Origin of the sequence: Mesorhizobium sp. B4-1-1 (genome assembly GCF_006439375.1) — a bacterium.
Lineage (GTDB): Bacteria > Pseudomonadota > Alphaproteobacteria > Rhizobiales > Rhizobiaceae > Mesorhizobium.
Genome location: NZ_VFTH01000043.1, coordinates 1 through 12,758, shown reverse-complemented (window position 1 = coordinate 12,758; position 12,758 = coordinate 1). Strand labels below are relative to the sequence as shown.

The window sequence follows — 12,758 nt, the reverse complement described above, 5'->3', positions numbered from 1 at the left end:
CGGGCCCTCGTGAACAAGATCGATCTCGCCGAAGCCCCCGGCAGCGCCGAAGAGATCGGCCAGCTGCCGCGATCGAGTGTCAAGTTCGTGAGCGCCAAGAACGGTGAGGGAATCGTCGATGCCTTTGCCGAACTCGCCGAAACAATACGGCGTCGGCAGTTGTAGTTCGGCAAAAAAATTCGGCTTGCTTGATTGTCTGGTACGCCCAAGGGGAATCGAACCCCTGTTCCCGCCGTGAGAGGGCGGTGTCCTGACCGCTAGACGATGGGCGCGCTCAAGAATTGGCTACATAGGCTGGCGGCCGGGAAAAAGCAACCGAGCAGATTCCGGAAAAGTGTCGTACGGTTTTCCGACAAGAATCTGCGACAAAACAAAAGGCCTAAGGCGAGCATTCATTGGCTCGCCAATGAGTGCTCGCGCCTAGGGTTTCGACCGCTTCGCGCGCTTTGCCGGCCGCCACCGGTCAGCCCTGCCGTTTCGGTTCGATCAGATCCCAGAGATTGCCGTAGAGATCGGAAAAGACGGCCACCGTGCCGTAGGCCTCGAAGCGCGGCGCCTCGCGGAATTCGACACCCTTTGCGAGCATCGCCCGATGGTCGCGGGAAAAATCGTCGGTCTCGAGAAACAGGAAGACGCGGCCGCCGGTCTGGTTGCCGATGCGGCTTTCCTGCTCTTCGCCGGATGCTTCCGCCAGGAGCAGCCGCGCCCCTTGGCCCTTCGCCGGCGCGACGATGACCCAGCGCTTGCCGCCGCCGAGGTTGACATTCTCGATGAGCATGAAGCCGAGCCGCTCGACATACCAGGCGACCGCCTCGTCGTAATTGCCGACGACGAGCGCGACGCTGCGGCGTTCGGCAAAGCCGCTCATTTGTTACGGATCGAGAACCGGCCGATGATGCGGCGTTCGGCGATGTCGTAGACGAAGATCGAACGGCTCCCATCTATAAGCTCGGCATCGATCGACAGGCGGTTGCCGGAGAGCGACTGGCTGATCACCTTGGCGCCGACGGGCAGCACGATGTCGCCCGACAGCGGCGCGCCGGCCGGAGCCTGGACATCAGCGGCGGGAGCCGGTCCGGCCACCGGCGCGTTGCGGGCTTTGTAGACAAGCGCCCCGATCACCACCATAAGGGCGAGGAACAGTAGGCCGAGATTGACGATCATGAAGCGGACGAGCTTGCGTCGCACGTTCTCGGCCGCGGGGTCGAGCGGCTTTTCCTCATCTTCTTCGGCGATTGGCCGGGCCATGGCTAGACGATCCGCAACGGTTTTCGATGAGCGCTCATAACGAAGAGACCCCGATATTGATAGAGGACGAATTGGCGGACGAGGAATCGGCTGCCGGCGAAGCCGTCGTGCTGGAAACCGGCGCCGACGCCGCCGGCCAGCGTCTCGACCAGTGGCTTGCCGCCCGGCTCGGGCCGGAGCTCTCGCGCAGCCGCGTGCAGGCGCTGATCAAACAGGGCGCGGTCTCCATGGCCGGCAGGCAGGTGCTGGAGGCCAAGCGCAAGCTGACCGCCGGTGAGCGGATCGAAATTCTGGTGCCCGCGCCGGTGCCGGCCGAGCCGCAAGGCGAGGACATTCCCCTCGACATCCTCTACGAGGACGACGAGCTGATCGTCATCAACAAGCCTGCGGGGCTGGTCGTCCACCCCGGCGCCGGCAATTGGACCGGCACACTGGTCAACGCGCTGATCCATCATTGCGGCGACAGCCTGTCCGGCATAGGCGGCGTCAGGCGGCCGGGCATCGTCCATCGCCTTGATAAGGAAACCAGCGGCGTCATGGTCGCGGCCAAGACCGACCGCGCGCATAAGGCGCTGTCGGAGGCCTTTGCCGACCACGGCCGCACCGGCGATCTCGAACGCGCCTATCTGGCGCTGGTCTGGGGCATTCCGCAACGGCCGACGGGCACCGTCGACGCCGCGCTCGGCCGCGCCGCCGATCGCGTCCGCCGCGCGGTGGTGCCGGAAGGCCGTGACGATGCCCGTCATGCCGTCACCCATTTCAGCGTCGTCGAGCGCTTCGGCGAAGGACAGCAGGCTTTCGCCACCGCAAGCCTGGTCGAATGCCGGCTGGAGACCGGCCGCACCCACCAGATCCGCGTCCACATGGCCCATATCGGCCATCCGGTGATCGGCGACCCGGATTACGGGCAGGCCTTCCGCACCAAGGCCAACCGGCTGCCCGAACCCTTGAAAGCCAAGGTCAGCGCCTTTCCCCGGCAGGCCCTGCATGCCTGGCTCCTTGAATTCCGGCACCCGACCACCCATCTATCGATGAGGTTCGAGGCGCCAATACCAAGGGACATGGAGGAATTGGTCGGCGGCTTCCGCAAGCTCTGAAACCTGCCATTAAGACGCTTCAAACCAGCCATCAAAAAACCTGACCGGCGTTGTTCACTTTAGCGTGACAGACTGTTTAGCGTTGAACAAATGCCTGTCTTTTCTGGTTTTGTTCCTATATGTGTAGGTTGTCGCGGATGAGCCTTTGGCATCTGTGACGAATGCCCGCCGCGTTTCGGGGGCATCCACTCCAAAGAGAGAGGGGGCGCTATCATGGCCCAATCATTACCCAGTATCGTTTCCGGTGAAGGCGGTCTCGCCCGTTACCTGGAAGAAATCCGCCGCTTTCCGATGCTTCAGCCGCAGGAAGAGTACATGCTCGCGAAACGCTACGCCGAGCATCAGGACACCACGGCTGCCCACAAGCTCGTCACCAGCCATTTGCGGCTCGTCGCCAAGATCGCCATGGGCTATCGCGGCTACGGCCTGCCGATCGGCGAGGTGATCTCGGAAGGCAATGTCGGCCTCATGCAGGCCGTTAAGAAATTCGAACCGGAGCGTGGTTTCCGGCTCGCCACCTATGCCATGTGGTGGATCAAGGCCTCGATCCAGGAATACATCCTGCGCTCGTGGAGCCTGGTCAAGATGGGCACCACCGCCAACCAGAAGCGTCTGTTCTTCAACCTGCGCAAGGTGAAGGGCAAGATCCAGGCGCTCGACGATGGCGACTTGAAGCCCGACCAGATCGCCGAGATCGCCACCCGCCTCAACGTTTCCGAGGCGGAAGTGGTGTCGATGAACCGCCGCCTGTCGGGCGACGCTTCGCTCAACGCCCCGATCCGGGCGAGCGAGGGCGAGTCCGGCGAATGGCAGGACTGGCTGGTCGACGACCACGAAAGCCAGGAAGAGATGCTGATCGAGCAGGACGAGCTGGAAAACCGGCGCTCCATGCTGTCGGGCGCTTTGTCCGTGCTCAACGACCGCGAGCGGCGCATCTTCGAGGCGCGTCGCCTCGCCGAAGAGCCGCTGACCCTGGAAGAACTCTCGGCCGAGTTCGACATCAGCCGCGAGCGCGTGCGCCAGATCGAGGTGCGCGCCTTCGAGAAGGTGCAGGACGCGGTCAAGGCCGCCGCCAAGCGCCAGATCCAGGCGCTGCGCACCATCGAGGCGCAGCCGGCGGCGTAAAGCCACCGCGCATGAGCAACAAAACGGCGGCGCCAGATTCTGGCGCCGCCGTTTTTATTTGGCGAAAGGGGTGGCGCGCCCCTTTCTCCCCGTCGCTACACGGGGAGAAATGCCCGGTTCACCCTCCGCAGCTGCAGCGGAGGAAGCAGGCGCGCGCTCATCTTCGACCGCCGCGGCGCCCTCATCCGCCCTTCGGGCACCTTCTCCCGTTGAACGGGGAGAAGGAAAAAGGCTCACGCCGAAGGCTGCTTCGTCTTGCGCAGATACGGCAGCACCGTCTCATAAGCGCCAAAACGCTTGATCGCGTCCTCGTTGGAGACGGCGGCGGTGATGATGACGTCGTCGCCTTGCTTCCAGTTGGCCGGCGTCGCCACCTGGTGCTTGGCCGTCAGCTGGATGGAATCGATGACGCGCAGGATTTCGTCGAAGTTGCGGCCCGTGGTCATCGGATAGGTCAGCACCAGCTTGACCTTCTTGTCCGGGCCGATGACGTAGACCGAGCGCACGGTGGCGTTGTCGGCCGGCGTGCGACCCTCCGAACTCTCGCCGGCGCCGGCCGGCAACATTTCATAGAGCTTGGCGACGTGGAGGTCTTTGTCGCCGATCAGCGGATAATGCACCGTATGGCCGGTGGCGGTTTTGATGTCGGCCTGCCACTTGTCGTGGCTCGACACCGGATCGACGGAAATGCCGATGATCTTGACGTTGCGCTTTTTGAACTCGCCTTCCAGCCCTGCCATCGTGCCGAGCTCGGTCGTGCAGACCGGGGTGAAATTCTTCGGATGGCTGAACAGCACTGCCCAGCCGTCGCCGATCCAATCGTGGAACTTGATGGTGCCCTGCGTGGTCTCGGCCGTGAAATCCGGCGCGATATCGTTGATACGAAGACTCATGACCTATCCCTACCCTTTTGTGAAAACCGCCGGCGCGCCCCCGTTGGGCGGAGGCCGGACGTTAGTTCTAGCACCATGAGGGTAGGGTTCAAACGCCGGGAGTAGGAAGCTTGCCCACGGCAGGTGAAAATTTTTCGCCCTCGCTCGCAATTGGAGGCAGGATTTCGATTTACCGTCGGCGCCGGGCGCTCAGGCTTTCTTTATCGCGAGCGTCGCCGCGAGATCTTCCATGCGCTGCGCAAGCGCGCCGAGCGCGGTTGTGAGCACGCTGTCGCTCTTGTCGGCCTTGGTCAGCGCCTCATCACGCGTCTTGCGCAAGGTCAGCACTTCGCTCTCCATGCCCTTGACGCGCTTGGTGAGCTCCGAAAGTTCGTCCATCACCATGATGCCGGCCATGACGGTAAGCCGCTGGTCGCCGATCTCGCCGAAGGAATCCTTCAGGTGCGAGACATAGCGGTCGAAGCGTTCGGCAAGGTCGATCAGGTGCTCTTCCTGGCCCTCGTCGCAGGCCATGCGATACTGTTTGCCGTCGATGGAAACGGTGACCTGTGCCATTGCCTTACCTGTCCAGAACCGCGCGGATGGTTTCCATGGCGGTCACCAGCCGCCGCGACACTTCCTTGTTGGCATCTTCCAGACGCTCGGCGCGCGCTTCGGAATTGTCGAGCTCCTGCGCCAGGCGCGAACGGTCGGCGTTCATGCGCTGCACCTCGGCCTCGGCTTCCGAATAATCGCGGTCATGCTCGAGCTTCGCCGCCACGGCGTTTTCCAGCCCTTCCATGGCCTTGCCCAGCCTGGCGATGACTTCCTTGAGGGTCGTTTCCCCGGTCATGGCCTCGTCCTATGCCCTGCCCATCACCGAATCGCGCGCGTTCAGAATGCGTTACCTCGGAAAGATTAGGCACCGGGTGAAGGGCGCGTCAACAAAGCTCTCGCGACTGTCCCCCGCTATCGCTAATGTAAGGCGCTCGATGCCATCACAAGCCCGGCAAAATCCGCCCCGATTTGTTGACTAAAAGGCCGTGCCTGCTATGTGTCCCGGCATCCTTTCCAAGGGTTCTCCCAAGCTCCAACCCACTTCCGGAGGAAGCATGACGTCGCGTGAACAACATGATCGGATGGCCAACGCGATCCGTTTCCTTTCCATGGATGCCGTCGAGAAGGCGAACTCCGGTCACCCCGGCCTGCCGATGGGCTGCGCCGACATCGCCACGGTGCTGTTCAGCCGTTTCCTGAAATTCGACGCCAAGGCGCCGCACTGGGCCGATCGCGACCGCTTCATCCTGTCGGCCGGCCACGGCTCGATGCTGCTCTATTCGCTCCTCTACCTCACCGGCTATGAGGACATGACGATCGACCAGATCAAGAATTTCCGCCAGCTCGGCTCCAAGACCGCCGGCCACCCGGAATACGGCCATGCCGCTGGCATCGAGACCACCACCGGCCCACTCGGCCAAGGCCTGGCCAATTCGGTCGGCTTCGCGCTCGGCGAGCGCATCATGAACGCCGCCTTCGGCAACGACCTCGTCAACCACTACACCTATGTGCTGGTCGGGGACGGCTGCCTGATGGAAGGCGTCTCCCAGGAAGCCATCGCGCTGGCCGGGCACCTGAAGCTCAACAAGCTGATCGTCTTCTGGGACAACAACAACATCTCGATCGACGGCCCGGTGTCGCTGGCCGACAACACCGACCAGGTCGCCCGCTTCCAGGCGTCCGGCTGGAACGCCAGCCACATCGACGGCACAGATCCCGAAGCGATCGCCTACGCGATCGAGGCGGCGCGCCATTCCGACAAGCCGACCATGATCGCCTGCAAGACCACCATCGGTTTCGGCGCCCCGACCAAGGCCGGCACCAACAAGGCGCATGGCTCGCCGCTGGGCGCGGATGAAATCGCCGGCGCGCGCAAATTCTTCAACTGGGATTCGCCGCCCTTCGAGATTCCGGCCGACATCCTCGACGCCTGGCGCGCCGTGGGTAAAAACAGCACCAAGGCACGCACCGACTGGGAAGGCCGTCTGGCCAAGGCCGAGCCGAAGCTGAAGGCCGAGTTCGAGCGCCGCCTTGCCGGCAAGCTGCCGTCGAACTTCGATGCCGTCATCGCCGACTACAAGAAGAAGCTGTCGGCCGACAAGCCGAAGGTCGCCACCCGCAAGTCGTCGGAAATGGCGCTGGAAGTCATCAACGGCGCCGTGCCGGAGACCATCGGCGGCTCGGCCGACTTGACCGGCTCCAACAACACCAAGACCAGCCAGACCAAGAACATCACACCCGACGATTACGGTCAGCGCTATGTCCACTACGGCATCCGCGAGCACGGCATGGCGGCGGCGATCAACGGTCTGACGCTGCATGGCGGCCTGATCGCCTATGGCGGCACCTTCCTGTGCTTCTCCGACTATGCCCGCCCCTCGATGCGCCTTGCCTCGCTGATGGGCATCCGATCGATCTTCGTCATGACGCATGACTCGATCGGCCTCGGCGAAGACGGCCCGACCCACCAGCCGGTCGAGCATCTGGCGGCGCTGCGCGCCATCCCGAACCACAATGTCTTCCGCCCGGCCGACGCGGTCGAAACCGCCGAATGCTGGCAGATCGCGCTGGAATCCGAAAAGACGCCGTCGACCTTGGCGCTGACCCGCCAGAACCTGCCGACCGTGCGCACAGAGCATTCGGCAAAGAACCTCTCCAGCCAGGGCGCCTACGAGCTGGCCGCCGCCAGCGGCGAGGCCGTAGTGACGATCTTCGCCACCGGCTCCGAGGTCGAGATCGCCCTCGGTGCGCGCGAGCTGTTGGAAAAGCATAGCCACCCGACCCGCGTCGTCTCGGTGCCGTGCTTCGAGCTGTTCGACCAGCAGAGCGACGATTACCGCAGGAAGACGATCGGCAACGCCAAGGTGAAGGTCGCCATCGAAGCCGGCATCCGCCAGGGCTGGGACCACCTGATCGGCACCGACGGCATCTTCATCGGCATGCATGGCTTCGGCGCCTCGGGCACGATCGAACAGCTCTATCCGCATTTCGGCATCACCGCCGACGCCGCGGCCAAGTCGGTCGAAGCCCGCCTGCACGGCAAGTAGGAATTGCCTCGGGCCCGGCAGTGCCGATTGACGGTTTTGCCGGGCTGGACCAACCTAATCGATTTAAATGTGACGTTCTGCGGCTGGATTCTTGCGCCTTCCGCCGTTATGAAACTGCGGACCCATCCGCTTTCCAGCCCCCAAGGGAGAGAACAATGACCGTCAGAGTTGCCATCAACGGATTTGGCCGCATCGGCCGCAACATCCTGCGCGCCATCCATGAATCCGGCCGCAAGGACATCGACGTGGTCGCCGTCAACGATCTCGGCCCGGTCGAGACCAACGCGCACCTGCTGCGCTACGACAGCGTGCATGGCCGATTCCCGCATGAGGTGGCCGTCGACGGCGACCAGATCTCGGTCGGCAAGGAGAAGTTCAAGGTCACCGCGATCAAGGACCCGACCCAGTTGCCGTGGAAGGAGCTCGGCGTCGACATCGCGCTCGAATGCACGGGCATCTTCACCGCCCGCGACAAGGCTGCGGCTCACCTCACCGCCGGCGCCAAGCGCGTCATCGTCTCGGCCCCGGCCGATGGCGCCGATCTCACCGTCGTCTACGGCATCAACCACGACAAGCTGACCAAGGACCACATCGTCATCTCGAACGCGTCCTGCACCACCAATTGCCTGGCGCCGCTGGCGGCCGTTCTGCACGAGACCGTCGGCATCGAGAAGGGCATGATGACGACGATCCACTCCTATACCGGCGACCAGCCGACGCTGGACACCATGCACAAGGATCTCTACCGCGCCCGCGCCGCGGCGCTCTCGCAGATCCCGACCTCGACCGGCGCCGCCAAGGCGATCGGCCTCGTTCTGCCAGACCTCAAGGGCAAGCTCGACGGCATCTCGATCCGCGTGCCGACCCCGAACGTCTCGGTCGTCGACCTCAAGTTCATCGCCAAGCGTTCGACCACGCCGCAGGAGATCAACGAGGCCCTGATCGCCGCCTCGAAGGGCAAGCTCAAGGGCGTGCTGTCGGTCACCCATCACCCGAACGTGTCGATCGACTTCAACCACGACCCGCATTCCTCGATCGTCGCGCTCGATCAGACCAAGGTGATGGACGGCAACTTCGTTTCGGTCCTGTCCTGGTACGACAATGAATGGGGCTTCTCGAACCGCATGGGCGACACCGCGGTCGCCTTCGGCAAGACAATCGCCTGATTGTAGCCTTGCTCCGCAGTTTGAAACGCCCGGCCTCGGCCGGGCGTTTTTTATTGGCCGGCTGAGCCAAAAAACACACCGTTGCCTTGCACTGGTCATGCCTTCGCCCCACTCTCTGTTAAAGCGGCAGATAGAGGGATTTGGAGCAATTCTAGGAAAAGTGTGAAGCGGTTTTCCGTCCGGAATTGCGTCAATGGAAAGAGATAGAGCGGTTCGCCGTTTCCGCGAAACGGTGAAACGCTCTGGGAGGGGGCAATAGCGGATGGAGCATGCGATCTATCTCGTGACGCTGGTCGGCACGGCGCTCATTGTCGCCGCAGCGTTTTCGAGCCTGATCGCCTTCCGCTTCGGTGCTCCCTTGCTGCTGCTCTTCCTCTGCATCGGCCTTGCCACCGGCGTCGACGGCCTCGGCATCGAATTCGACAATGCGCGGCTGGCTTATTTTGCCGGCTCACTGGCTTTGGCGATCATCCTGTTCGATTCCGGTTTCGGCACGCCGCTCAACGCGCTCAGGCAAGCAGCCGGGCCCGCGCTGTCGCTGGCCACGATCGGCGTTATCCTGACCACAGCCATCTTCAGTGCCGCCGCTTCCTATGTTCTCAAACTCAGCTGGCTGGAATCCTCTTTGCTCGGCGCCGCCGTCGCCTCTACCGACGCGGCCGCCGTTTTCTTCCTGCTGCGCGCCGGCGAAATCCACCTGCGCGAGCGCGTGCGCGCCACGCTCGAAGTGGAATCCGGCACCAACGACCCGATCGCCATCTTTCTCACCATCACCCTGGTCGAGATCATCGCCGCGCATGCCAACCCGGAAGCCAATGTGCTGGCCACCAACCTTTTGCTCGGCTTCCTCGCCAATATGGGGCTCGGCGCCGTCATCGGCGTGCTCGGCGGCTTTGGCATCGTGCGTCTGGTCGAAAGGCTCAACCTCGACCACGGCCTGCTGCCGATCTTCGTGCTGACCTTGTCGCTGATGGTGTTCGCCGCCGCCGGCGCCATCGGCGGCTCGGGCTTTCTCGCCGTCTATCTTGCCGGACTGGTCGCCGGCAATTCCGATATCCGCGCCGTCACCATCCTGAAGCGTTTCCAGGACGGCATGTCTTGGCTGGCGCAGATCATCATGTTCCTGATCCTTGGCCTGTTCGCCACGCCTTCGCAGTTTCCGGCGATCCTGGTGCCGGCGATCCTGCTCGGCCTGTTCCTGATCTTCGTGGCCCGGCCCTTGGCCGTCTGGCTCTGCCTGATCCCGTTCCGGCTGCCGCGCCCTGAGGTCGCCTTCGTCTCCTGGGTCGGCCTGCGCGGCGCGGTCTCGATCCTGCTCGCCATCACGCCCCTGCTCGGCGGTCTCGAGCATGGCCGCCTGATCTTCAACGCCGCCTTCATCATCGTGCTTGTATCGTTGGTGGTACAGGGCTGGACGGTCGGTCCGCTGGCGCGGCGTCTCGGCCTGATCGTACCGGCCCGTCTTGGGCCGCTGGACAAGGTGGAGCTCGAATTGCCGGGCTCGGCGCATCATGAGCTGCTCGCCTATCGCGTAGCACCCGGCAGCCCGGTGGCGCGGGGCGAGCGTATCCCACGCTGGGCGAGACCCTCGCTGGTGCTGCGCGACGGGCGCTCGATGCGCTTCCAGGACATGGGCCGGCTGGCGGCCGGCGATCAGGTCTACATCTTCGTGCCGGACCGCTACCCGCGCCTGCTCGACAAGCTTTTCGCCAGCCGCGCCGTGGTCGACCCCGAGGACGCCGACTTCTTCGGCGCCTTTGCCGTCGATCCGGCCCGCTCCGCCGCGGAGCTGGAAGCCGCCTACGGGCCGGGCCTGACCGAAGCGGAACAGAAGCTCACCGTCGCCGCGCTGGTATCGGAGCGGCTCGGCGGCCATCCCGAATATGCCGACCGCGTGGTGATCGGTCCGATCGAGCTGATCGTGCGCGATGTCGACGAAAAAGGCCGGATCGCCGGCCTCGGCCTGTCTTTCGAGCCGACCGCGCCGGTCGCGCGCGTGCCGGTTTTCCTGAGCGCCGGCGAGATCGGCGACCGTATAGCCGCCATGATCCGCAACTGGCGCAGGCCGGCGGAACAACAGGCGGCCGACGACGTGCCGATCGACACCGAGGCGCCCGAGCCGGACGGGCGGAAGGCAACCGGCGAAGGCTGATGTCTCACGCCGACATCATTTTTGCGCGCGAGCCATCGACGCGACCCTTGCATCGTCCTTCGCGCCGGGTAAGGTCGCCGCGTTTTCGCTAAAAAGGAACGACCATGGCCGGCTTCAAGACACTCGACGATATCGGCGCCGTCAGCGGCAAGCGCGTGCTTGTGCGCGTCGACCTCAACGTTCCCGTCGCCGACGGCAAGGTGACCGACGCCACCCGCATCGAGCGCATAGCGCCCACCATCGCCGAGCTCTCGAAAAAGGGCGCCAAGGTCATCCTGCTTGCGCATTTCGGCCGCCCCAAGGACGGCCCATCGGCCGAATTCTCGCTCGAGCCGATCGCCAGGGCCACGGCTGAGGTTCTCGGCCGTCCGGTCGGCTTTGCCGCCGACTGCGTCGGCGACAAGGCGGCGGATGCAGTCGCGGCGATGAAGGACGGCGACGTCCTGCTGTTCGAAAACACCCGCTTCTACAAGGCCGAGGAGAAGAACGAGCAGGCCTTCACCGAAAAGCTCGCCGCCAATGGCGACATCTATGTCAACGACGCCTTTTCCGCCGCGCACCGCGCGCATGCCTCGACCGAAGGCCTGGCGCGTCATTTGCCGGCCTATGCCGGCCGCACCATGCAAGCCGAGCTCGACGCGCTGGAAAAGGGCCTTGGCGATCCGGCCCGTCCAGTGGTGGCCATCGTCGGCGGCGCCAAGGTCTCGACCAAGATCGACCTGTTGATGAACCTCGTGAAGAAGGTCGACGCGCTGGTGATCGGCGGCGGCATGGCCAACACGTTCCTGGCCGCGCGCGGCACCGACGTCGGCAAGTCGCTCTGCGAGCATGACCTCGCCGGCACCGCCAAGCAGATCATGATCGAAGCCGCCGAAGCCGGCTGCGCCATCATCCTGCCCGCCGACGGCGTCGTCGCCAAGGAATTCAAGGCGGGCGCCGCCAGCCAGACCGTCGCCATCGCCGACGTGCCGGCCGACGGCATGATCCTCGATGTCGGCCCAAAGACCGTGCAGAGCGTCAACGACTGGATCGACCGCGCCGCGACGCTGGTCTGGAACGGTCCGCTCGGCGCCTTCGAGATCGAGCCCTTCGACCGCGCCACGGTGGCCGCGGCAAAGCATGCCGCAGCGCGCACCAAGGCGGGCAAGCTTGTCTCCGTCGCCGGCGGCGGCGATACGGTGGCGGCGCTCAACCATGCCGGCGTCGCCGACGACTTCACCTATGTCTCGACCGCCGGCGGCGCCTTCCTCGAATGGATGGAAGGCAAGCCGCTGCCCGGCGTCGAGGTGCTGAAGCGCTGAGCCATTCAAGACTCAGCGAACAGACGCGGTTATCGAGGACTTTCGATCGATTCGAGCTTTTCGGCGTCATTCCTTTGGCGCTAGTGTTCTGCTAGGCGCGGAATATTACCGTCAAGGAGAGCACCATGAGCGAACGTCTCGAAGATATCGCCGCCGCGATCGTGGCCGATGGCAAAGGCCTTTTGGCCGCCGATGAAAGCTCCGGCACCATCAAGAAGCGCTTCGACGTCATCGGCGTCGAATCGACCGCCGACAACCGGCGCGACTACCGCGAGATGATGTTCCGCGCCAAGGAGGCGATGACGAAGTACATCTCCGGCGTCATCCTCTATGACGAGACCATCCGCCAGAAGGCTGCCGACGGCACCCCGCTGGTCGATATCATCAAGGCAGCCGGTTCCATTCCGGGCATCAAGGTCGATCTTGGCGCCAAACCTTTGGCGAACTTTCCCGGCGACACCATCACCGAGGGCCTCGATGGGCTGCGCGAGCGGCTCGCCGACTATTACAAGCTGGGCGCCCGCTTCGCCAAATGGCGCGCGGTGATCGATATCGACGCCGGCAAGGGCGTGCCTTCGGCCAATTCGATCGCCTCGAACACCCATGCGCTGGCTCGCTATGCCGCGCTTTGCCAGGAGGCCGGCATCGTGCCGATCGTCGAGCCGGAAGTGCTGATGGACGGCGCCCATTCGA

General features: G+C 64.1%; 12 protein-coding genes and 1 tRNA gene. 7 read left to right on the top strand and 6 right to left on the bottom strand.

Features of this window, described 5'->3' with window-relative positions; translation table 11 throughout:
* Positions 1–197 precede the first annotated feature (197 nt).
* The 3 genes from FJW10_RS29910 to FJW10_RS29900 all read right to left on the bottom strand — a co-directional run bounded on the left by FJW10_RS29910 (position 198) and on the right by FJW10_RS29900 (position 1,248).
* Positions 198–272 (bottom strand) — tRNA-Glu (locus FJW10_RS29910).
* A 191-nt stretch (positions 273–463) separates the two neighbouring features.
* Entirely contained in the window at positions 464–868 is a 405-nt protein-coding gene (locus tag FJW10_RS29905) for a VOC family protein (RefSeq protein WP_140902718.1), read from the bottom strand.
* The gene (locus tag FJW10_RS29900) at positions 865–1,248 is read right to left on the bottom strand and encodes a fimbrial protein (RefSeq protein ID WP_140902717.1); all 384 of its coding nucleotides are present in this window, start codon (positions 1,246–1,248) and stop codon (positions 865–867) included. The genes FJW10_RS29905 and FJW10_RS29900 overlap by 4 nt, the downstream gene beginning before the upstream one ends.
* A gap of 26 nt (positions 1,249–1,274) precedes the next feature.
* Here FJW10_RS29900 and FJW10_RS29895 point away from each other — a divergent pair, with 26 nt between their 5' ends.
* Both FJW10_RS29895 and rpoH read left to right on the top strand, forming a co-directional pair.
* Entirely contained in the window at positions 1,275–2,345 is a 1,071-nt protein-coding gene (locus FJW10_RS29895; RefSeq protein ID WP_140902716.1) for an RluA family pseudouridine synthase, read from the top strand.
* A gap of 213 nt (positions 2,346–2,558) precedes the next feature.
* Positions 2,559–3,470: an RNA polymerase sigma factor RpoH gene (gene rpoH / locus FJW10_RS29890; RefSeq protein WP_140647889.1), complete on the top strand. Its 912-nt coding sequence runs from the start codon at positions 2,559–2,561 to the stop codon at positions 3,468–3,470.
* 233 nt (positions 3,471–3,703) lie between these two features.
* Here rpoH and FJW10_RS29885 read toward each other — a convergent pair whose 3' ends face one another.
* The 3 genes from FJW10_RS29885 to FJW10_RS29875 all read right to left on the bottom strand — a co-directional run bounded on the left by FJW10_RS29885 (position 3,704) and on the right by FJW10_RS29875 (position 5,195).
* Positions 3,704–4,363: a peroxiredoxin gene (locus FJW10_RS29885; RefSeq protein WP_140902715.1), complete on the bottom strand. Its 660-nt coding sequence runs from the start codon at positions 4,361–4,363 to the stop codon at positions 3,704–3,706.
* A 189-nt stretch (positions 4,364–4,552) separates the two neighbouring features.
* Positions 4,553–4,918 carry a cell division protein ZapA gene (locus FJW10_RS29880; RefSeq protein ID WP_040985184.1) on the bottom strand — a complete coding sequence of 122 codons (366 nt, stop codon included), beginning with the start codon at positions 4,916–4,918 and terminating at the stop codon, positions 4,553–4,555.
* 4 nt (positions 4,919–4,922) lie between these two features.
* Positions 4,923–5,195, bottom strand: a complete 273-nt coding sequence (locus FJW10_RS29875; protein ID WP_140833089.1) for a DUF4164 domain-containing protein — start codon at positions 5,193–5,195, stop codon at positions 4,923–4,925.
* A 259-nt stretch (positions 5,196–5,454) separates the two neighbouring features.
* On the opposite strand from FJW10_RS29875, the gene tkt reads away from it, so the two are divergent.
* The 5 genes from tkt to FJW10_RS29850 all read left to right on the top strand — a co-directional run.
* Complete coding sequence (gene tkt / locus FJW10_RS29870; protein ID WP_140902714.1) at positions 5,455–7,446, top strand: transketolase; 1,992 nt, start codon at positions 5,455–5,457, stop codon at positions 7,444–7,446.
* Positions 7,447–7,601: 155 nt separating this feature from the next.
* Positions 7,602–8,612, top strand: a complete 1,011-nt coding sequence (gap, locus tag FJW10_RS29865) for a type I glyceraldehyde-3-phosphate dehydrogenase (RefSeq protein ID WP_140902713.1) — start codon at positions 7,602–7,604, stop codon at positions 8,610–8,612.
* A gap of 262 nt (positions 8,613–8,874) precedes the next feature.
* The gene (locus FJW10_RS29860) at positions 8,875–10,764 is read left to right on the top strand and encodes a potassium/proton antiporter (protein ID WP_140902712.1); all 1,890 of its coding nucleotides are present in this window, start codon (positions 8,875–8,877) and stop codon (positions 10,762–10,764) included.
* A 104-nt stretch (positions 10,765–10,868) separates the two neighbouring features.
* Positions 10,869–12,065 (top strand): phosphoglycerate kinase, encoded by a 1,197-nt coding sequence (locus FJW10_RS29855; RefSeq protein ID WP_140902711.1) that lies wholly within the window; start codon positions 10,869–10,871, stop codon positions 12,063–12,065.
* Positions 12,066–12,190: 125 nt separating this feature from the next.
* Positions 12,191–12,758 (top strand): class I fructose-bisphosphate aldolase (locus FJW10_RS29850; RefSeq protein ID WP_140902710.1); only part of this gene is annotated, 568 nt, incomplete at its 3' end.

Coding starts and splice junctions, on each gene's coding strand:
- FJW10_RS29905 (WP_140902718.1), bottom strand. CDS start 868: ATGAGCGGCTTTGCCGAACGCCGCAGCGTCGCGCTCGTCGTCGGCAAT.
- FJW10_RS29900 (WP_140902717.1), bottom strand. CDS start 1,248: ATGGCCCGGCCAATCGCCGAAGAAGATGAGGAAAAGCCGCTCGACCCC.
- FJW10_RS29895 (WP_140902716.1), top strand. CDS start 1,275: ATGAGCGCTCATAACGAAGAGACCCCGATATTGATAGAGGACGAATTG.
- rpoH (WP_140647889.1), top strand. CDS start 2,559: ATGGCCCAATCATTACCCAGTATCGTTTCCGGTGAAGGCGGTCTCGCC.
- FJW10_RS29885 (WP_140902715.1), bottom strand. CDS start 4,363: ATGAGTCTTCGTATCAACGATATCGCGCCGGATTTCACGGCCGAGACC.
- FJW10_RS29880 (WP_040985184.1), bottom strand. CDS start 4,918: ATGGCACAGGTCACCGTTTCCATCGACGGCAAACAGTATCGCATGGCC.
- FJW10_RS29875 (WP_140833089.1), bottom strand. CDS start 5,195: ATGACCGGGGAAACGACCCTCAAGGAAGTCATCGCCAGGCTGGGCAAG.
- tkt (WP_140902714.1), top strand. CDS start 5,455: ATGACGTCGCGTGAACAACATGATCGGATGGCCAACGCGATCCGTTTC.
- gap (WP_140902713.1), top strand. CDS start 7,602: ATGACCGTCAGAGTTGCCATCAACGGATTTGGCCGCATCGGCCGCAAC.
- FJW10_RS29860 (WP_140902712.1), top strand. CDS start 8,875: ATGGAGCATGCGATCTATCTCGTGACGCTGGTCGGCACGGCGCTCATT.
- FJW10_RS29855 (WP_140902711.1), top strand. CDS start 10,869: ATGGCCGGCTTCAAGACACTCGACGATATCGGCGCCGTCAGCGGCAAG.